The organism is Anisomitus miae (SeqCode), assembly GCF_054906395.1.
Genome location: NZ_JBRACL010000008.1, coordinates 194,208 through 214,765, shown reverse-complemented (window position 1 = coordinate 214,765; position 20,558 = coordinate 194,208). Strand labels below are relative to the sequence as shown.

The following is a 20,558-nucleotide window of genomic DNA, read 5'->3' as shown; positions in this document are numbered from 1 at the left end:
TCTTCCACGAGTTTAGTAGCTTGTCCATCCACGTGTTTCCCAAACTCCTTCTACACCTTTTCAAAAGTTTGATGCTTGTCCATCCGGACATATCCCATACACCAATACATCCCCATCACACCTCCCACAAAAACAAAAAGACACCATACGATACCTTCCTAAAAATTAAAGTGTAAAATAGAAATTAGATAAACAGCTCCTTTTACAACACATTTTTATCGAATTTTCTATCATGCTCATTTTAAAAATAAACATTTATAAATATTTATCTTTGATATATTATTTTTTTAAAAAAGTTAATCACCCAAACTAATGGGGTTATAGCAATAATTAATGCCACAGTATATATAATTCCAACTAAATTTAACTCCAAATCAGAAAAGACATTAGTGAGAAAATACTCCGTCAAACCTTGATTACATAATATACAATAAATAATCATATGAAAAGCAAAATAATAGATAGAATTCTTTCCGATAAATCTTAAAATATATACCCATCTAAAAATATAAGCTAAAAACAAATATGAAAATACTCCCGATAAACTTATAAAAATATGAAATAAATAAGATACTAGAGCTATAAAAAACCCATGATCGTAGTATATAATATCGGCATGCTCTATCAAACCAAGTAAATTCATGGCACTTATTAAAATAGATATTAAAAATACTAGAAATAGCTTCCTGAAAAAATATGAAAAGTCCCTATTTAAGTAAGTGGAAAGACTTGAAAAAAAATCACCCATAAAATAATATATAATAAAGTAAAGTGAAGCATCGAAACTCCAAGGTAAAGTATTTAAAGATCCTGTAGTTCTCAAATTCACAACCCCTATAAATCCAAATATAATTACTAAGATACAGATTACATAATTATTGAAAAAGCACTTCAAAATATAGTACATGATTTCAACAGTAAAAAACGAGGTTAAAAACCATAGGGGTACATTTATATAAATTTCGTTTCTCTTGGAAGTAATTACCGTGGATAACATATCTAAAATGTCGTAATCGTTTCCCATATAACCATGATATAATGTGTACACAATTAAAGATATAAGAGAAAATACGATATATGGAATAAGTGTTCTTCTAAATTTTCTACTTATATAATCCCAGAATGAATTAATTACATGTGCATCTCTGTACAAGAATCCACCAACGAAATAAAATATAGCTAATTGAAATGAAAAAATATATGAGTACATCTCTGCTCTAATCGGCATATGTCCAAGTATGACAAAAAAAATACCAAATCCCTTAAATACATCTATAAAATCAACTCGTCTCAACTTCTATCATCCTTAAATTAATTGGAAAGTTAAAATACAAAAAATGTAATACTATTCTAGTATTACATTTTTTATTGCTATTATAACTTTAATCTATGAACTACATTACCATCAATTATAGTATAACAACAAACTGAATCTGAAAACAACGCACTTTTATCAAATATTACAATATCTGCATCCTTGCCAGGTTCTATACTCCCAACCCTATCATCTATCTTTACGATTTCAGCAGCATGAATAGTAATTGATTTCAAGACATCTATTTCATCCATATTCATACTTTTCATGGCAAGTCCTGCACAAATTGGTAAATACTCTTGTTCTATTACAGGGTGATCTGTAACAATTGCTGTTTTTACACCTTTATTTATTAAAATCCCTGGAGTTTTAAAGGTTTTATTAGTTAATTCTATTTTTGAAGCATGAGTCATAGTAGGTCCAACTATAGCTGGATATCCTGATTCCTTTATGTAGTCAGCTATTAAATGCCCCTCAGTACAATGATCAAGTGTCAAATCTAAGTCAAATTCTTTTGCAATTCTTACGGCTGTCAATATATCATCGGCTCTATGACAATGAGCTTTCAAAGGAATTTCCTTTTTTAGTACAGGTATCATAGCCTCGTAACTTAAATTAAACTCCTTAAACAGCTCATTCTTAGATTCAGCATCCTCCTTTTTATTTAAGTAATTTTTAGATTCAACTATTAAATTCCTCAAAAGTGCAGCAGTTCCCATTCGAGTCATAGGAGTTTTTGACTTTGAGTTGTAAACCCTCTTAGGATTTTCTCCAAAAGCAACCTTCATGGCAACAGGATTTTTAACAACCATTTTATCTATACAATCACCATAAGTTTTAAACGCACCAAAAGTTCCTCCGCAAACATTTGCACTTCCAGGTCCGGATACAACCACAGTTACTCCACCTTCTCTAGCATTTTTAAAACTAGTATCCATAGGGTTTATTCCATCTATAGCTCTCATATGCGGTGTTATTGGGTTAGTCATTTCATTACCATCCGAACCTTCAAATCCCATTCCCCATTCAAATAATCCCATATGGCAATGTGCATCTATAAATCCTGGATACACAAATTCACCGCTTAATTCTATAACCTCTTCTCCTTCTGAAACAGGTAAATTTTTTCCCACTTCGATTATCTTCCCGTTTTTTATTTTTATATCTCCTCCGTCTAAAACACCTAAATTACTCATAGTATAAATTTTACCATTTCTAATTAACAATTCTAATTAACCTCCAAAATAAAAATATATTACATCTCATTATACATCCATACGAAATAAGTTAAAAGTCCAGCATAAATAAGCCAAGTTAAATATATGAGCATTATTATGGATGCAAACTTTGAATTCTTAAAATATCTAACCCCTAGATAAATACAAAATAAAATTAAAATTACTACTATCAAAAAAGCAATTCCGTATAATTTTTGTGCGAAAAATATATAACTCCACAAAAAATTCACGATCATAGCAATTACGTATGTTAAAATGTTCCTTCCACCGTTTCTATAATCTAGGAACAAGGCATAAGCAAGTAAAAAATATAAAATTGCCCAAACCAATGGAAATATAAAACCTGGTGGTGCAAACCAAGGTTTCTCTAAAGAAGAATACACGCTTTTCATATCTCCTGAGAGTAAACTTGATATGTATCCTCCTAAATAATTAAAAATTAGTGCAAACAATAATATTTTCAAATTATTAAATTTAGATTTCATGTAATTCAACCGTCCTTTTTTTCTTTTTAATATATTATTACTTTATTATAATATTTATACAAAAAAATAGTTGAAAGCAAAAAACTTTCAACTAAAAAACTATTTTTTATGCTCATGATCAAAAATATGGTCACTACAATATTCATAGCTTCCATTACACTTGGAACAATACCTAAACTCTAAATTTTCATCATGTTTCTCGGTACGCTTACATACGGTACAGACGTGTTTAGCTACTGCATCAACATCAAATTTCAAAACCTTAGACTCAAATGATTGTCTTCTCTTTTTATTCTTTACGTTATTACTTGTTCCTCTCACAAAACTAGGAATGAAAAATATTAGAAAATTTAAAATAGGAGCAATAACTATAAGCTTAAGTTGCCAAAGGCTAACTGTAAAAAACCTATATCCAAGTATAGTCAAAGTAACTATAGCTAAATATTTCATCTTTATAGGGAAAACCATAAATAGATATAAAATATGTTCGGGATTTAAAACAGCATACGCCAAAAATAACGACATATTAAGATCTGAAACTCCAATAATAGATATGTTAAATATCATAGCTATTACACCATTTATGACAACTCCTGAAAAATAGTATAAGTTAAATTTAAATACGCCCCAATAACTTTCAAGTTCCCTACCAATATAAAAATAAAATATCAAAACAAACATTAAAAAAAATGGATTAAATGTAGGGGGAATAAAAATATAACTTATCAATCTCCAAAACTCGCCTTGCAAAACCTTACTTGGTATAAGGGCAAGCGATAAATATAAATTAGTATTTCCAAACACGGAAAGCAAAAAAACCAATATATTTGCAAAAACTATTACAAGCATCAAATTCCTAATTCCAAAATTTCTATAATTATCTCCTGAAGCTTTCATAAAAGCCTCCTTCCTAAACCAACTATACTATATATAATTAAATTATACTATTTTATTTCGTACAATACTGCCTTCAAAAAGTTCCATACCTTCTTTGTAGATTCTATACAAACCCATTCACCAGGAGTGTGATTATCCTTGATAATAGGACCAAAAGATACCATATCTAAGTGAGGCAACTTCCCCTTTATAATCCCACATTCGATTCCAGCATGTATGGCATATACCCCCATCTCACTTCCATATATTTTTTTATAAACTCTTTGTGCTATTTCTCTTATTTCAGAATTTTTATCATACTGCCATCCTGGATAAGATTCAGTTTCCTCAGTTACAGCTTTAAAACTACGACTCAAAATCTCTATTTCTCTCACAACATTATATTTCGCAGAATCTATAGAACTCCTAACCGCATTCTTTAGAATTACACTATCTCCATCATAGGAAATAACTCCAAAATTATTAGATGTTACAACAAGATCTTTTATAAAAGCACTCTGAGTTTTTACACCGCTTGGCATTAAATATATCAAATCTATCAAATTTTTCGAATCATCAGAGGATATCATGTCACTTCTCAGTGGTTTATCATTTTTAGAAACTTCTATATTAAAATATTCTTCATTCTCTAGTTCCTTTTTTATTACACTTTCAACTGACTTTATAGACAAAATTATGTTATCCACATCTTTACTATCAACTGCTATTTGACACTTAGACTCTCTTGGAATCGCATTATCCTTGGCTCCACCACTAATATACACAATGTTTATGCCCATATAGTTTTTTTCAATATTTATTAAAATTCTTCCAAGTATTTTATTTGCATTTCCTCTTTCTTTATTTATATCAAGTCCAGAATGACCACCCCTAAGCCCTCTAACCTTTATGGTAATAATTTCTCCTTCAATCTCTACATGGCTTACTTTCTTCACGACGGATACTCTAAGACCTCCTGAACAACTAACCAAAAGTCTAGAATCATCTACTGAATCAATATTTATTAAATACTTTCCTTTAAAAAATCTAGGATCAAATGTCTTCGCACCATTCATTGACGTTTCTTCGTCAACAGTCACAAGAGCCTCAAGTTCAGGATGAGATATATCCTTAGAAGCCATTAGTGCCATTATGTATGCCAAAGCAATTCCATTATCAGCACCTAGAGTAGTGTTAGTTGCATATATCTTACCATCTATAACTCTCAATTTTAATGGATCTTTATTAAAGTCATGTACTGTATCCTCATTCTTCTCACAAACCATATCCATATGAGCTTGAAGTATTACTGTTTTACCATTTTCATATCCTGGAGTTGCTGGTTTTCGCATATAAACATTTAAATTTTCATCTTGTATAACTTCCAATTTCAAACCTTTTGCAAAATTCAGCAAATAGTCACTTATCTGCTTTTCTTGTTTAGATGGCCGTGGAATTTTACTTATATTTTCAAAATGTTCAAAAACTTCTATCGGATCTATATTATCTAAAACTTTATTCACAACAAGCCTCCTCCTATCATTTTAGTTTTAAGAAAATATCCTTGAAAATCTCTCCAAACGTATTAAATTTTTCTTCTTCAAAATACTCGTTATTATCATAATTATTTTCTAAAACTTTAGAATAACTTAAAGATATTTTTTTATTATCACTATCTATTTTTAAAATTTTAGCTTTTATTTTATCTCCAATAATAAAACTCCTATTTAAATCTTGCATATCTTCTGGAAATTCACTTATGTGTATAAAACCTGTGACCTCGTCATTCAATAAAACAATTATTCCAGATGTTACTATCTTTTCAATGCAAACCTCATATATCTCCCCAATCTTAAAATCTTTAACGAAATTCAAAAATGGATCAGACTTTAAATCTTTCATACTAAAATATAATTTTTGATTATCTATATCGACTTTAAGTAATCGCACAGAAACTTCGTCAGAAACCTTAACTATATCATTTGCATTAAACCTTCGTTTATAACTCATCTCTGATTTATGTACAAATCCAGTGATTCCTTTAACATTTATAAATATACCGAAATCCTTTATACTTTCCACAATTGCTGAAAACTCATCTCCTACATTGACAACATCTATGAATTTCTTTCTAATCTCTTTAGATTTAACCTCTTCAGCATCAATATTTGAAAATATTATTCTGTTTTCACTAATCTCTATTAATATAACATCCAAGTTCTTCTTCAAGAAAAAATTTAAATTATCCCTATTATTATATACTTTAGATTTAGGTATAAACCCCCTTATACCTTTAAACTCACATATAAGTCCTGCATTAACATTCTCTTTTACATAAACGCTGACTACCTTATTAGATTTATAAATCTGATTTAATTCATCCATAACATCAAAGTAATAAGCTTCTTTTTCAGATAATAAAACATTGCCTCCTTCATAGTCTGGAGAAATAACATAAACAACGATTTCCTTGCCTATTTCATAAAATTTTTCTATCTCGCTTGATACAAGTTCGCTCTTTTTTATAATTCCATCACACAAATAATTTAGGTCAACAGTAATTTCATCATCTGATATATGAATAACCCTTCCTTTTAATATGCTTCCTTTTTCTATTTTCTTAAAATTTAAAGAGTCTTCCATCAATTTTTTTTCCTCATTCATATGCAAAATGTATTCATAGAAATACTTTCGTATAAATACAATTTCACCCCCTAAAACAAATCTTACTATTCCATTCTAACATTATGGAAAAAATTTTAAAACAATTTAAGATAGTATTTATATGTTATAAAATTTTTAATAATTAGGATAAAGACATTCACTTCTAAACCGACAATTAAAAATATAACACAAAATACTAAGGAGAGTATATATGGGAAGAAGTAACCTAGACTATAAACTTAAGGATAAGAGATTAACCAAAAGTAAAAAAAACGCAAAACTAAATAAAAGTATAGCTTTTGCCTTAGCTGGTATGTCAAGTATTTCTTTAGGTTATACTTTAACTGAAACATCCAAAGAAGCAAGTGCAATGTCTTATTATGAAACGTTTGACACATGTAAAACACATAAAAAATTATCGAACCCTAAAGTATCAAATGAATTTAAGCATAAAGGTATTACCTCTACATCCAAAAATTCAAAATTTAAGTACTAAAATAGAATGGAGGAATTTAGGGTATGTCGAAAAATTTTTGTCATAAAAATACTGATCTAGATTACCATAAAAGCCTAAATAGAGTAATTGTATTAGGATTTACAGGTATGATTGCAATTGGATTATCAATGCTCATAATAGAATCATCTAAATTAAACAATTCCTCAAACAAACCTGTGCCAATATTATTATCAAAATTATCAGAAAATTCTTCAAAATTATCTAAATTCATATCTCTAGTTAATCCTACATCTCTTTAAGATTGCTCCATTATAAGGTTCTTTACTGTAATTAAAACCATCGACTCAATATGTATAGTTTTCAAAATTTTTTAGACATATCGCACAAAAATATAAAAGCAGAGTAAAGCTCAATAAATTCTAAAAATGTTTGTTGATAAAATGTGTTATCCTGTAAAAAGTAAGAAATAGCCCTTAAAATCCTTAGGGGCTATTTCTTATCTTCAACTCCATAAATATAAAATCTCAAGTAAATAAACATTATAATTCCAATGAATAATGCTACAACGGAAACAATTTGTGAAATTCTAAAATTTCCTAAATACAAACTATCCATCCTCATTCCTTCTATAAAAAATCTTCCAAGACCATATAAAATCAAGTATAAGCAAGTAACTTCACCAGAATTTTTTCTATATTTATTAAAAAATATAGTTAAAACTATATACACTCCAAGATTAAGAACACTCTCATATAAAAAAGTTGGGTGAACAGTTACATATTTACCATTTTCCATTATAGTCATAGCAAACAAAGAATTAGTTTGATATCCGTAGGCTTCTTGATTTACAAAATTCCCCCATCTCCCTACGCTTTGTGCCAAGGCAAGTCCTGGAGATATACAATCAAAATAATCTAAAAATTTCTGTTTTTTAACCTTTGTGTATACAACTATAGAAATAGCTCCAAAAATTATAGCACCATATATAGCAATGCCACCTTGTCTCAAATTTAAAATACTTAAAAGGTCGTCCTCATATAAATTAAAATTAAAAATTACATAATAAAGTCTAGCTCCAATAATCCCAAATATTATTGTGTAAAAGAATACGTCTCCAAATAACTCTAAATTCAGACTTATCTTTCTTGCATTTCTGTATGAAATCATAATAGCCAAAATAATGCCTAAGGTTATAATTATAGCATACCACGCTATATCTATTCCAAAAATAGAAAATGCTATTTTGTTGACAGTCATCTCTATGCCGATATTAGGAAATACTATTTTATCCATTATACCCCCATTTACATAACTACTTATTTTTTTGACATGAACTCTTCAATATCATCAACAGTCTTGATTATATTTTTGGACAAAACCTCACAACCATCCTCCTTAACTAAAACATTGTCTTCTATTCTAATTCCAATTTTCTCATCTTCTATATAAAGTCCTGGCTCAACAGTAACAACCATTCCTTTTTTATAAACAAAATCTCTTCCTCCAACATCGTGAGTATCAAGACCTAACAAATGTCCTATCCCATGAAAATAGTACTTAGAAAGTTCATCTTTTTTACTTATCTTACCAATTCTCTTAAGTCCTAAATATAAATTTTCCTTAGCTATTTCATTTAAATCACTTTGTTTAACACCAGGTCGTATATGCTCAATTACTTTGATCTGAGCATCTAAAACAATATTATATATCTCTCTTTGTCTTGAAGAAAATTTTCCACTAGCAGGAAAAGTCCTAGAAATATCAGCTTTATAAAAATCTTTCTCAGCACCTAAATCAAAGAGTACCAAATCTCCATCCTTTATTTTAAAATCATTATTTACATAATGAAGTATCGTGGCATTTTCTCCTGAAGCCACTATGGACTTAAAAGAATTATTAGTAGCCCCTTCGTACTTAATCATAAAATCAAAATAAGATTCAATTTGATATTCATAAAGCCCTGGTCTTAAATTCTTCAAAATATTAAAAATTCCTCTGCTAGTAATATCAATCGCTTCTCTAATTTTGGAAATCTCAAAATCATCTTTTACCATTCTTAAATCAGATATAGCCTTATAAATATTTTTTACAATTAAATTAGGGTATTTAGATTTAAGTTGATTTGCATAACTTTCAGAGTATAAGACATCAAGATTATGATCATCACGATCAAAATCAAAATACACAGTCATACTTTCATTATCTAAAAATATCTTATTTAAAAATTCATCAAATTCATCTAAATACTTCACATCATCAACAAGACTGATAATAACAGCTTCGTTTTTCTGTATTGTCCTTCCTATCCACTTTATTTTGCTCTCATCTCTATTTTCAATAAATAGGGTAGACTTTAAGACATTATCCGATTTTATCATAAATAAAATTAAATTCTCGTTCCTTATTCCTGTTAAGTAAAAAAAATTTTTATTAACATTAAAATCATAATTTTGGTCTCTGCTAAGCCTTACCTCTTTACCAGAAAATATAATGCACATATCTCCATTTTTCATATACCTAGAAACATTTTGCCTTCTTTTCAAATAAACATTTTCCATAAGCTTGCCTCCAAATTTTTGCTACAAACTAAATCTTACTACAATTATAGCATGTGTTAAAATATTTTTTTATAATATGAAATTAAAGGAGGTATCAAAATGTTTTATGTAAGAAAAAGAATTCTACTATCATGTTCACATAACTTAAACCTTCCATATGAAACTCCATGCAACAACATCCATGGGCATAACTATGTAATATACATTCACTGCAAAAGTAAAGAACTAAATGATAATGACATGGTTATAGATTTCAAAGAAATAAAATCTAAAATACATAATAGGCTCGATCATAAAAACATAAATCAAGTCTTAGATTTCCATCCAACAGCTGAAAATTTAGCAAAATGGATTTGTCACGAAATCACAAATTGCTATAAAGTTGAAGTATACGAAACAGAAAATAACTTAGCAATATATGAAATTGATTAGAGGGTGAATACGTTTGGATAAAAATATAAATTTAGAAAATGCTATCAAAACTATTTTAAGAGAGATTGGCGAAAATGAAATGAGAGATGGTCTAATAGATACTCCTGAGAGAGTTTCAAGATCAATTAGGGAAACTTTATCTGGGTACAATGAGGATATAGACAAGATAATGAGTAAAAAATTCAAATTAGAAAATCCATCAAAAGATATTGTGAGGGTAAATTCTATAGAATTTTTTTCACTATGTGAGCACCACTTATTGCCGTTTTTTGGTATTGTAAATATAGAATATATTCCAGACTGTGAAATACTCGGACTTTCAAAATTTGGAAGAATCGTGAATGCTTTTTCAAAACGACTTCAAGTACAGGAAAATTTAACTAAGCAAATAGGAAATACAATAATTAAATATTTAAATTGTCATTATGTAAAAGTACATGTGCGAGCTACTCACATGTGTATGGCAATGAGAGGAATATGTAAAACAACTTCATTTACAGAAACGGAATTCGTATACAAAAAATAAAAGGCATGATCAAAGTATCATGCCTTTCAAAATATAAAAGCCAATATAAAGAACAAACCAATTCCAACTGTTACATAAAACTGAAGCCTTTCCTTTGCGCTCATTTCCTGAAGTCCTTGTTCTATATCATTTTTTATATCTTTTAAACTTATCATACTAAAACCACCTTATTAGTAATTGAACTCCCCCAAAGAATCAAATTTTACAAGCCAATCCGCATTCGCAATACTAAGTACTCTGTTTATTTTTGATTGTGTATTTTCAGAATTCGCAGTTCCAATAACTCCACTTTGCATAGAAGGAATAAAATTATCTTCCTTGGCTATCCCTCCATTTAAACTGTCATTGCTTTCACTATCTGTTCCATACTGTTTACTCATATTTAAACTATATACATCAGAAAGCTGTTTAATTAACATATCTTTTAGTTCTTCAATCTTTGCAATTTCAGAATTTAAAGTTTCTTCTTTGACCTTTATAGAATCCAAAGTTTGCGTCAGTTCTTTATTTTTGTTTTCATATTCAAGTTGTAACTTTAAGAGTTTATCACTTTCTTCTTTTAAAGTTTTCTCCATTGACAATCGTTCATTTGATAATTTCTGTTTTTGTAAATTTAAATTCTCCTCTGTACTTTTAATATTTTCAAATCTATCTCTAATGAAAAATATTCCTCCAAATAAGGTTAATATTACAAGGATAAAAATTGTAAACTTCAAAAAATAAACTTTTCTCTTACTATTTTTAATTTTTATTTCTTCATACGCATATAGTTCATCATTCCTTATTATTTGTAATTCACTGTTACTCATATCAAACTCCCACACTCATTTCAATAACAAAGGATAAAAAATATCCAACCATGAAACATGATAAAGTCGTTTGAAATATTTTTACAATAAACGTTATAAGTAGTTTTCTACCACTTGTTAAAAATTGCTGTACTGGCTCAACACCAACAAAACATGTAAGTAAACCAACGATCATTAAAAATCCTTTTATTATCTTCAAGAAGAATGCAACTCCTTATTAATTCTTCTTTGTATAATATTAAAAAACCTTAATAAAACTTTATGCTAAGTATTTACTTTTATGTTAATTAAAAAATATTATTTTTGTAATATTTATTGCAATAATTACACCTATCATTTCAGATATAACAGCTGCCCAGAGGGTATGGCGTATTTTTTTTATTTTGATAGATCCAAAATAAAGTGCAATTGTGTAAAATATGGTTTCAGTAGATCCCATTAATACAGAAGATAAAACTCCTAAAAATGAATCAACCCCAAAGCTCTTTATATTATCTGTAAAGATTCCCAACGCACCGCTCCCTGACAAAGGTTTTATAAAAATTTGTGGTAATAACTCCTTTGGTATTCCTAACGCATTTGAAAACGGTGAAATAAAATCAATTATATAATTTAAAATTCCTGACTCTCTAAAAATTTTTATACCTAGAAGCATACACAAAAGATAGGGAAATATATTTTTACATATTTTTAATCCTTCCTTAGCTCCTTCAATAAATGCCTCATAAACTTTTACCTTCTTAAATATTCCATAAGTTATAACTAGTAAAATTATAACTGGAACAAAGGAGGAAGATATAATTTCCAATCCTTTTACCTCCAAACTAAAATACCTTTTGAAAAAATTTGCATATTAAAATTGAAATTATACAAGTTAAAAAAGTTGTAATAACAATAGCTACTAAAACAATTCCATGACTATTAGAACCTTCAATGCTTCTAATAGATAAAATTGTTGTTGGAAATAACTGTATGCAATTTGCATTCAAAATTAAAAATAAAGCCATGTCATTAGAGGCAATTCCTTTTTTATCATTTACTGCATCAAGTTCCTCCATTGCCTTTATACCAAACGGTGTCGCAGCATTTCCAAGTCCTAACATATTAGTGGTCAAGTTCATGACAATAGGTCCCATAATTTTGTCATTATTCTTTTCCTTAAATAACATTTTAAGTATGGGGCTTAGTATTTTAGATAATTTATTTGTAAATCCACTCTCTTCAGCTATTTTCATAACTCCACACCATAAACACATAATTCCAATTAATGAAATTACAAAAGTTACCGTTGATGAAGTAGATTCTGTTATCACTTTAGTGATCTCTGTCCCTTTCCCATTTAATATTGAAATAACTAATCCTGATGATATCATAAAAAACCAAATATAATTTATCAAGTAACCTCCTCCTCCAATATCTTTTAGGTAATTTTATTTTTCTTAATTCCTTTTTATGTTAAAAAAGAAAAAAATAGTCTTCTAAAATCCCAATACAGTAATATATTTCAATGTTTATTAACTTCCAAAGAATACTTACAAAATAATGAGATCACTTCTTTTTTTCTAAAATACCTTAAAATGCTTGGTAAAAATTAATATGTATCTAATTAAACCAAATCAAAGTAGTAAAACTAAAAAGAAATCTGACCATTTCACAAAATGATCAGATTTCTTCCGTAATATGAAATATTAACCAACCTCTATTGCATTAGCTAGTACTCTCTCTCTCGATTAAATTATGAGAAACTATATAATTCAAATTATCAACTTGTTCATTATTAATAATCTTTAAAAGCATCCTCATTCCTATAGAACCCAAATCATAACTTGACGGGTCAACAGTTGTAAGTTTTGGATAAAACACAGATGACATTAACGTATTGTTAAATCCTATAACCTCACAATCTTCAGGAACCTTAACCCCATTATCCCTAAGAGCATTTATGGCCCCCATGGCAAGTTCATCACAGGTACAAAATATTCCGTTAAATTTAGTTTTATCATTTATCTTTTTTTGAACATAGTCATATCCATTATTCAAAAACGGCCTACAAAAGCAAACCAAATCATCATTAATAGATATATTATTTTCCTTTAATGCCTTATTGTATCCCTTGAACCTGTATGCTGATGCATTCAATGAATCTTTATGATCTCCTATATACAAAACCTTGTCTTTCCCATTTAAAATGAGCTTACTTACAGCCTGTCTGGCTGCCTCAACATTATCTATTCTAATATTTGGAATATTTTTGTTATCAACCGTTGTTTCAATTAAAACTGTTCTCATATTTAACTTTTGCAAAGTCTCAAGAATATCCTCATCTAAGGAATTACTCATAAATAGCAATCCATCAACCATTTTTTCTCTCAGTACATATATATATTCCTTCTCCTTGCTTACATTAAGATCAGAATTACATAAAATTATATTGTAATTATATATATTAGCAACATCTTCTATTCCTCGAACTATCTCTGGATACAACGAATTCGAAATATCAGGAATCAATATCCCAACTGTCCTCGTTCTTTGTGTTTTTAAACTTCTAGCTATTATATTCGGTCTATAGCCTAACTTCTCAACAGCTTCCCTAACTCTCTTTTGAGTATCTTCATTAACAACTTCAATCCCATTTAAAACTCTAGATACAGTCGCAATAGAAACTTTTGCTTCCTTGGCAACATCTTTAATTGAAATAGACATAACCATACCTTGCTACAATAAGTAACTGCCCCTTCTATAATATTTTATACTTTCAGTATACATATGGCGAGCAATTCACCATTTACGTTGAGATGAGTATAGCTTAAATCATTATCCTCAAAATATATATTGAACGTTAAAGTTTCTCTTTGTATGTTATTTTTATACTTTCTAATAATATCGACTAAGTTCTCACTATCTTTTATATAAATATTTATTTTATCACTAACTTCAAGTTGTTTTTGTTTTCTCAAATTTTGTATTTTACTTATGATCTCTCTTACAAATCCTTCTTCCCTAAGCTCATTTGTTATATCCGTATCAAGGATTACTCCAACAGATCCCTCACCTGAGAAAGCATACCCTTCAAGACCACTCATATTAATCAAAAGGTTATCTTTATCGAGTGAAACAATTCTATCTCCTAAATTGATCTCAACACTTTCTCCCGAATTAATCTTAAGAGCCAAATCCATTTGATTACTCTCAGATAAAAATTTTCTTATAGATGGTATGTATCTTCCATATTCTTTCCCAAGCACAGGAAGATTTGGTTTTATATCGAAACTAACATATCGACTTATGTCGGCATTAAACTCTATTTCCTTTACATTTAATTCCTCTTTTATAATCGAGTGATAATAACCCTCCAAATCTCTTCCACTAACCAATATCTTTTTAAGAGGCTGGCGATTTTTTATATTCACACTACTTCTTGCACTTCTTCCAAGCTTTACAATTTTATAAGCCAAGTCCATATTTTTCTCAAGTTCTTTATCTGTAAAATCATAATTGCATTTTGGAAACTTACACAAATGAATACTCTCTGGTTTCTTATCATCTATATTTACAACAAGGTTTTGGTAAATTTCTTCAGTTACAAAAGGAATAAATGGAGATAACAATTTTGATAAATCCACAAGCACCGTATACAATGTCATAAATGCACTAACCTTATCTTCCCCAAATCCATTTGCCCAATATCTGGATCTATTTCTCCTAACATACCAATTTGAAAGTTCATCTACAAAGCCTTCAATTTTATATGCAGCATTTGTTATTTTATAGGAATCTAAAAGTGAATCCACCTCTTCAATAAGGGTACTTAATTTGGATAATATCCATCTATCCATAACATTTTTGACCTCAAAACCTTCATGTTTTGTCGGATCAAATTCATCTAAATTAGCGTAGAGAACATAAAACGAATACACGTTCCAATAAGTCAATAAAAACCTCTTATGCACTTCTTTCACGTCATCTTCTGAAAATCTAGATGGAATCCAAGGATAACTCGAAGTATAAAAATGCCATCTAACTGCATCAGCACCTAGAGAATTTATCACTTCATTTGGATCTACAACATTTCCCAAATGTTTCGACATTTTCTTCCCATGCTTATCGAGTATGTGCCCTAAGACTATACAATTTTCAAAAGGATTTTTATCAAAAATGGCTGTAGATATAGCCATTAACGTATAGAACCAGCCCCTAGTCTGATCCACTGCCTCAGATATAAACTGTGCTGGAAAATTTTTTTCGAACAATTCCTTATTTTCAAAAGGATAATGATATTGTGCAAATGGCATGCTTCCAGAGTCAAACCAACAGTCTACCACTTCTTTTGTTCTAACCATTTCCTTCCCACATTTTTCGCATTTCAATTTTACATCATCTATAAATGGCTTGTGGAGCTCAATATCATCTGGTACATTTATTCCCTTCTGCTTCAGCTCTTCTATAGATCCGATACATTCCCTATGAAGACATTCACATTCCCATATAGGAAGAGGGGTTCCCCAATACCTATCCCTTGAAACACTCCAATCTATAACGTTTTCTAAAAACTTTCCAAACCTACCAGTTCGTATGTTGTCCGGATACCAAGAAACTTTATCATTATTTCTTAAAAGATTTTCCTTAATTGAGGTAGTCTTAACAAACCAACTATCCTTTGGATAATAAAGAAGAGCAGTATGACACCTCCAACAAAATGGATAAGAGTGATTATATTTTTCCGACTTAAATAAACGATTTCTTTCTTCTAACAACTTGATTATATCTAAATCGCAATCTCTAACAAATCTACCTTTAAAGTCGCTTACCTCATCAGTAAATTTCCCCTGCAGATTCACTGGATTTATAAAAGGTAATTTATACTCTTTACCGATTTTATTATCATCTTCACCAAAAGCAGGTGCAGTATGTACAATACCCGTTCCATCCGATAGAGTCACATGGTCACCATGGACAACATAAAATCCTTTTCCTTCTGGTATTATGTAAGAAAACAACTGCTCGTATTCTAAGTTTAAGATTTCTTCTCCCTTAAACTCTTTAATGATTTCGAAATCTACATCTCCCAAAACTTTAATTAAGTCTTTAGCCAAGATAAAAATCTCATCTCCAACCTTAGCCTCAACATAAATGAAAGATTTATTAACAGCAAGAGCTGTATTCGAAGGAAGAGTCCAAGGAGTTGTTGTCCACGCCAATATGTACCTATTATCACTGGACTTAACTTTAAATTTAACAACAGCAGAATTATCCTTAACATCCTTATACCCTTGAGCAACTTCATGAGAAGAAAGACCAGTTCCACACCTTGAGCAATAAGGAAGAATCTTATGTCCTTTGTATAGCAAACCTTTTTCCCACATCTGCTTAAACGCCCACCAAATGGACTCAATGTAGCTATTGTGATACGTAACATATGGATCATCCATATCTACCCAATACCCAATTTTCTTAGACATCTCTCTCCAAACCTCTACATATTTGAAGACATTGTCCTTACACTCGTTTACAAATTTGCTTATTCCGAATTCTTCAATTTGCTTTTTTCCAGATATGGATAACTTCTTTTCGATCTCAAGCTCAACAGGAAGACCGTGAGTATCCCACCCAGCCTTTCTCAAAACTTTATATCCCTTCATTACCTTATACCTAGGGATTATATCCTTAATGACCCTAGTTATAACATGTCCTATATGGGGTTTACCATTTGCTGTTGGTGGTCCATCGTAAAAACCGAAATAATCACCATCATCATTTAGTTTAAGGTTTTTGTTTATTATGTCATTTTTTTCCCAAAAGTCCAGTATACGTTCATCTATATCAGCCATGGAAGTATTTGAATCGACCTTTTTATACATATCTCCTCCACCAAAAATTAGTTTATGTAAATTAAAAATACTTCACTCTAACATTAAAAGTGAAGTATTTCATATACTCGTTTTTTAAAATTATAAATTCATAAACTGGAATTGTCAATTATATCTCTCCTGTCACATAAAAAACGACAACGTATTATGTTCAATTATTAATTTTCATATCCAGGTGATGGAAGAGCGGGACCAGCTGGAGAACTTAATATCCTTGACTCACTTGGTACAACAGGATAAAGTGCCTCACTAAGCTCTTTTTTCTTATCATCTATCAGCTTAGTCCTTTGCGAATTTTCACTAGATATAACCGCAAGAGATATTCCCATAGCACCAATTGTCGCAACTGTCCCACCTAAAATCAAGTTACGAAACTTCATAATCTACCTCCTTTAAACCAAAACTCTTACTACCTATTTATAAATCCCTTTCCACCAGGTGGAATTATATTTATTTCGTCCTTAACCTGTTTAGCTAAATTTATTTCATCTTGTAATGTACTCAGCTTATTCTTAGTTACAGCAGACTTACTTTCTTCAACTCCAATTCCAGCTGCAAGACCAGCAACTGTAGCTAACCCTACAGTTCCAACAATGATAGCTGTACCAACGCCAAGACCTCTACCAGGTACAAACACACAACACACCTCCTAAAATTACAAAAAAAATTTCACCTTATGACCAATACCACTATTACGTCACTTTACAATGTGTTAACATTATTATATATTAGTTCATATTCAAACACAACACTTTTTAAACTTTATTGTAACTTTTCATTAATCTTAATTTTTAGAAATTGCTCCACCTATCTCATTCAAAATCTTAAACCTATATCCTAAATACTCTGAATCCCTCCTCGATATTAAAGAACTATCAATTCCCTTTACGGTTTTATAATCTTTAGTAATTACCATCTCTTTCATCAAATTGTCACCACTCAAAAACATCATTTCTTTATTTCTGATTATTGCATATTCATCTATGTATATTTCACTCTCTCCCTTACTCTTTGAAGAAACTTTTATCGAAAATACATTACTCCCTTTATGTCTTGAGGAAAATGAAATATATTCTCCTGAGTTTACCTCTTCCAGAGTTTCAAAATCTGTGATGTAAATCTCAAAAGTATCTAAAAGATCATTTCCCATGAAGAATTTCTGCAAGAACCCCGAGTATGTTACCTGTGCAAAGTTATCGGATTTATCAAAAGATAAATAACTTCCATAGTTATCCTTAATTTTAAATTCCGTATCTCTTCCCTCACTCTTTTCAAGAGTGAATTTCACCTTATTATCATCACTTTTATCAAATATTAATCTATTGGTAAAAAGACCATCTCCAGCATTCAAAGAAGTTTGTTTAACTTTACTGTATAGATTAAAATCTAAAGTCTCACTGCTATATGTACGTATTTCAAATACGAAATTACTCAAATTGTTAATGGCTGTTTTATAACTAAATCCCCCATCTAAATAAGAATCGTTATAAAGATTTTCATTTGTGGCTTCATTGGTTTTGGAATTTACGCTTAAGAAATTCCCCGTTTCCTTGTTCTTCAATAAAACTTGGATGTAATTCCCTGCCATTATTTGATTTTTGATATCATCATAATCAGCCTTTAAGAATATTGAAGAATTCATATTATTGAGTTTAAAAATATCCGCATCACCATACTCCAATTCCCCTGTAAAAGAATAATTTTTTGCATCCTTATTATCTCTCCCTAAGAAAATCCCATTTTCAATATTGAAAATTCTGTTTTGTGGATTAATTATAAATGTATCTCCCGTATCATTATCTTCGAACTTATTTGTGACCTCATTGTATGACAGAAATTTATTGTCGTTAAAAGCATAAAACTTATATGAATCTAAATCTTTATTGGGAGTAAATACATAGTCCCCATTTCTTAAATCTCTGTACATCTTAAAATTAATAAATTCCTTTTCGGGATTTTTATTATCGTTATATACCTTATATGCTTTCATAGTGTTATCATCAAAGTATAAACTATAGTTATCTATTAAATTTAATATATCTACAGATCCATTTTCTCTTTTTTCGATTTTGAAAATATTATCTTCGTTGTTATCAGAATCGAATAAAAATACTTGATCTTTAAGCTCAATGTCATAAACGTTTGATAGATTGTAGCTATTTAAAATTTTAAGTTCACTCGAACTTAAAATCCCGAAGGTTGCAATAGGATTGCCAAACCTATTATATAGTGTAAAATTTGTATTCTCGTTAAAGAAAGTATTTATGACTTGCATGGATGTTGAAACCTTCAAATCATTTACTATGGGAAGCCTTACGTTTTTATTTACATGCCCAAAATTGTAAATGAAGTTTTGGTTATTTTCACTGTAGTAATTAGATTCAATTTTAAATTCTTTATCATAGAAATCCAATATGTAATTTTCAAAATTCAAATATATAAAACTCAAATCCTTAGAAATGTTAAATCTAAATTGAAACGAATCAACTTCTATATTGTAAAAAACGTTATCATATCTATTGTAAATACTCAAAAGTTTAGTTATATTGGTAGAATTATTCTTGCTAAATTGATCTAAGGAAATTTTAAATATACTTTTACCGTTATTACTTTCAACGATTTCGTAATTATACTCAAACATAGGTTGTCCATCTATAATTATCTCATTTAAAATCGTATCCCTCAAAACATTTTCATCTCTAACAACAATATTTAAATTCTTATATGTATTTTTAAATTCATAAACATTCTTAACCCCTTGGGAAGAAACTTTATTTAAAGACGATGACCACCAATCAAGATACACCCTTTCAATCAAACTTGTATTTTCTTTAATTTCATTTATAGTACCATTGGTCATCCTCAAGCTCTTATCTTTAAGGAAAATTTGCAAAACTCCTATAGCCAAAAAGAACATAACAAAAACTAAAATACCAATTATGTAAAAAACCTTTTTAGATTTTATAAAATTCCCCATATCCTAACCCCCCTAAACATAATTCTACACCAATAAAATTCCTTATAAAATACAAAAAAACTGACAATTTACAAGAAAAATCCTTATAAACTTATCAGTTTCTTAAAAATCCTCTATTCAATTTTGTCTATATCAAATCCATAATCTCCTATAACCTCAATTATGTCTTCATCAGGTCTACTACATTCAAAGGTTACTATTTTATTTTCCAAATCAATTTGTATGTCAGAAGCACCTATGCTATATAATGCATTTCTAACTTTGGTTTCACAATGACCACAATTCATTCCATTTATAAATATTTTTCTCATAACTCACCTCAAATATTTTTTAAAACCGTTCTTCCTATTT

Annotated in this window: 23 protein-coding genes; 4 read left to right on the top strand and 19 right to left on the bottom strand. The window is 29.5% G+C overall.

The features are described 5' to 3' along the window. Window positions 1–265: 265 nt before the first annotated feature. The 6 genes from AALI31_RS06630 to AALI31_RS06605 form a co-directional block, all read right to left on the bottom strand. Window positions 266–1,294 (bottom strand): acyltransferase family protein, encoded by a 1,029-nt coding sequence (locus AALI31_RS06630; RefSeq protein ID WP_489885744.1) that lies wholly within the window; start codon window positions 1,292–1,294, stop codon window positions 266–268. An 80-nt stretch (window positions 1,295–1,374) separates the two neighbouring features. Next, window positions 1,375–2,541, bottom strand: coding sequence for an amidohydrolase (locus tag AALI31_RS06625; protein WP_489885743.1), 1,167 nt, complete (start codon window positions 2,539–2,541; stop codon window positions 1,375–1,377). Between the two features lie 29 nt (window positions 2,542–2,570). Continuing rightward, a complete protein-coding gene (locus tag AALI31_RS06620; protein ID WP_489885742.1) occupies window positions 2,571–3,038 on the bottom strand; it encodes a TspO/MBR family protein in 468 nt (155 codons plus the stop codon). Window positions 3,039–3,137: 99 nt separating this feature from the next. Beyond that, on the bottom strand, window positions 3,138–3,935 hold the full coding sequence (locus tag AALI31_RS06615; RefSeq protein WP_489885741.1) for a rhomboid family intramembrane serine protease: 798 nt from the start codon (window positions 3,933–3,935) through the stop codon (window positions 3,138–3,140). 47 nt (window positions 3,936–3,982) lie between these two features. Next, complete coding sequence (locus AALI31_RS06610; protein ID WP_489885740.1) at window positions 3,983–5,437, bottom strand: aminoacyl-histidine dipeptidase; 1,455 nt, start codon at window positions 5,435–5,437, stop codon at window positions 3,983–3,985. A 16-nt stretch (window positions 5,438–5,453) separates the two neighbouring features. Next, the gene (locus AALI31_RS06605) at window positions 5,454–6,557 is read right to left on the bottom strand and encodes a S1 RNA-binding domain-containing protein (protein ID WP_489885752.1); all 1,104 of its coding nucleotides are present in this window, start codon (window positions 6,555–6,557) and stop codon (window positions 5,454–5,456) included. Between the two features lie 232 nt (window positions 6,558–6,789). On the opposite strand from AALI31_RS06605, the gene AALI31_RS06600 reads away from it, so the two are divergent. After that, window positions 6,790–7,074, top strand: coding sequence for a hypothetical protein (locus AALI31_RS06600; RefSeq protein ID WP_489885739.1), 285 nt, complete (start codon window positions 6,790–6,792; stop codon window positions 7,072–7,074). A gap of 23 nt (window positions 7,075–7,097) precedes the next feature. Beyond that, complete coding sequence (locus AALI31_RS06595) at window positions 7,098–7,334, top strand: hypothetical protein (protein ID WP_489885738.1); 237 nt, start codon at window positions 7,098–7,100, stop codon at window positions 7,332–7,334. Between the two features lie 190 nt (window positions 7,335–7,524). Here AALI31_RS06595 and lgt read toward each other — a convergent pair whose 3' ends face one another. Both lgt and AALI31_RS06585 read right to left on the bottom strand, forming a co-directional pair. Continuing rightward, the gene (gene lgt / locus AALI31_RS06590; RefSeq protein ID WP_489885737.1) at window positions 7,525–8,328 is read right to left on the bottom strand and encodes a prolipoprotein diacylglyceryl transferase; all 804 of its coding nucleotides are present in this window, start codon (window positions 8,326–8,328) and stop codon (window positions 7,525–7,527) included. Between the two features lie 23 nt (window positions 8,329–8,351). Beyond that, window positions 8,352–9,593: an aminopeptidase P family protein gene (locus AALI31_RS06585; RefSeq protein ID WP_489885736.1), complete on the bottom strand. Its 1,242-nt coding sequence runs from the start codon at window positions 9,591–9,593 to the stop codon at window positions 8,352–8,354. Window positions 9,594–9,692: 99 nt separating this feature from the next. Here AALI31_RS06585 and AALI31_RS06580 point away from each other — a divergent pair, with 99 nt between their 5' ends. Further along, on the top strand, window positions 9,693–10,025 hold the full coding sequence (locus AALI31_RS06580; RefSeq protein WP_489885735.1) for a 6-pyruvoyl trahydropterin synthase family protein: 333 nt from the start codon (window positions 9,693–9,695) through the stop codon (window positions 10,023–10,025). A gap of 13 nt (window positions 10,026–10,038) precedes the next feature. Beyond that, the gene (folE, locus tag AALI31_RS06575) at window positions 10,039–10,551 is read left to right on the top strand and encodes a GTP cyclohydrolase I (RefSeq protein WP_489885734.1); all 513 of its coding nucleotides are present in this window, start codon (window positions 10,039–10,041) and stop codon (window positions 10,549–10,551) included. Window positions 10,552–10,577: 26 nt separating this feature from the next. Here folE and AALI31_RS06570 read toward each other — a convergent pair whose 3' ends face one another. The 11 genes from AALI31_RS06570 to AALI31_RS06520 form a co-directional block, all read right to left on the bottom strand. After that, complete coding sequence (locus tag AALI31_RS06570) at window positions 10,578–10,706, bottom strand: hypothetical protein (protein ID WP_489885733.1); 129 nt, start codon at window positions 10,704–10,706, stop codon at window positions 10,578–10,580. Between the two features lie 15 nt (window positions 10,707–10,721). Further along, window positions 10,722–11,360, bottom strand: coding sequence for a hypothetical protein (locus AALI31_RS06565; RefSeq protein WP_489885732.1), 639 nt, complete (start codon window positions 11,358–11,360; stop codon window positions 10,722–10,724). 1 nt (window position 11,361) lies between these two features. Continuing rightward, window positions 11,362–11,559, bottom strand: coding sequence for a hypothetical protein (locus AALI31_RS06560; protein ID WP_489885731.1), 198 nt, complete (start codon window positions 11,557–11,559; stop codon window positions 11,362–11,364). An 84-nt stretch (window positions 11,560–11,643) separates the two neighbouring features. After that, window positions 11,644–12,168, bottom strand: a complete 525-nt coding sequence (locus AALI31_RS06555) for a spore maturation protein (protein ID WP_489885730.1) — start codon at window positions 12,166–12,168, stop codon at window positions 11,644–11,646. 16 nt (window positions 12,169–12,184) lie between these two features. Beyond that, on the bottom strand, window positions 12,185–12,757 hold the full coding sequence (locus AALI31_RS06550; RefSeq protein WP_489885729.1) for a nucleoside recognition domain-containing protein: 573 nt from the start codon (window positions 12,755–12,757) through the stop codon (window positions 12,185–12,187). Window positions 12,758–13,067: 310 nt separating this feature from the next. Beyond that, window positions 13,068–14,066, bottom strand: coding sequence for a LacI family DNA-binding transcriptional regulator (locus AALI31_RS06545; protein WP_489885728.1), 999 nt, complete (start codon window positions 14,064–14,066; stop codon window positions 13,068–13,070). A gap of 44 nt (window positions 14,067–14,110) precedes the next feature. Next, window positions 14,111–17,221, bottom strand: coding sequence for an isoleucine--tRNA ligase (gene ileS / locus AALI31_RS06540; RefSeq protein ID WP_489885727.1), 3,111 nt, complete (start codon window positions 17,219–17,221; stop codon window positions 14,111–14,113). Between the two features lie 167 nt (window positions 17,222–17,388). After that, window positions 17,389–17,610, bottom strand: coding sequence for a hypothetical protein (locus AALI31_RS06535; protein WP_489885726.1), 222 nt, complete (start codon window positions 17,608–17,610; stop codon window positions 17,389–17,391). Window positions 17,611–17,639: 29 nt separating this feature from the next. Then, window positions 17,640–17,867, bottom strand: coding sequence for a hypothetical protein (locus tag AALI31_RS06530; protein ID WP_489885725.1), 228 nt, complete (start codon window positions 17,865–17,867; stop codon window positions 17,640–17,642). Between the two features lie 147 nt (window positions 17,868–18,014). Further along, window positions 18,015–20,207 (bottom strand): molybdenum ABC transporter substrate-binding protein, encoded by a 2,193-nt coding sequence (locus AALI31_RS06525; RefSeq protein WP_489885724.1) that lies wholly within the window; start codon window positions 20,205–20,207, stop codon window positions 18,015–18,017. 113 nt (window positions 20,208–20,320) lie between these two features. Further along, window positions 20,321–20,518 (bottom strand): heavy-metal-associated domain-containing protein, encoded by a 198-nt coding sequence (locus AALI31_RS06520; RefSeq protein ID WP_489885723.1) that lies wholly within the window; start codon window positions 20,516–20,518, stop codon window positions 20,321–20,323. Window positions 20,519–20,558 lie beyond the last annotated feature (40 nt).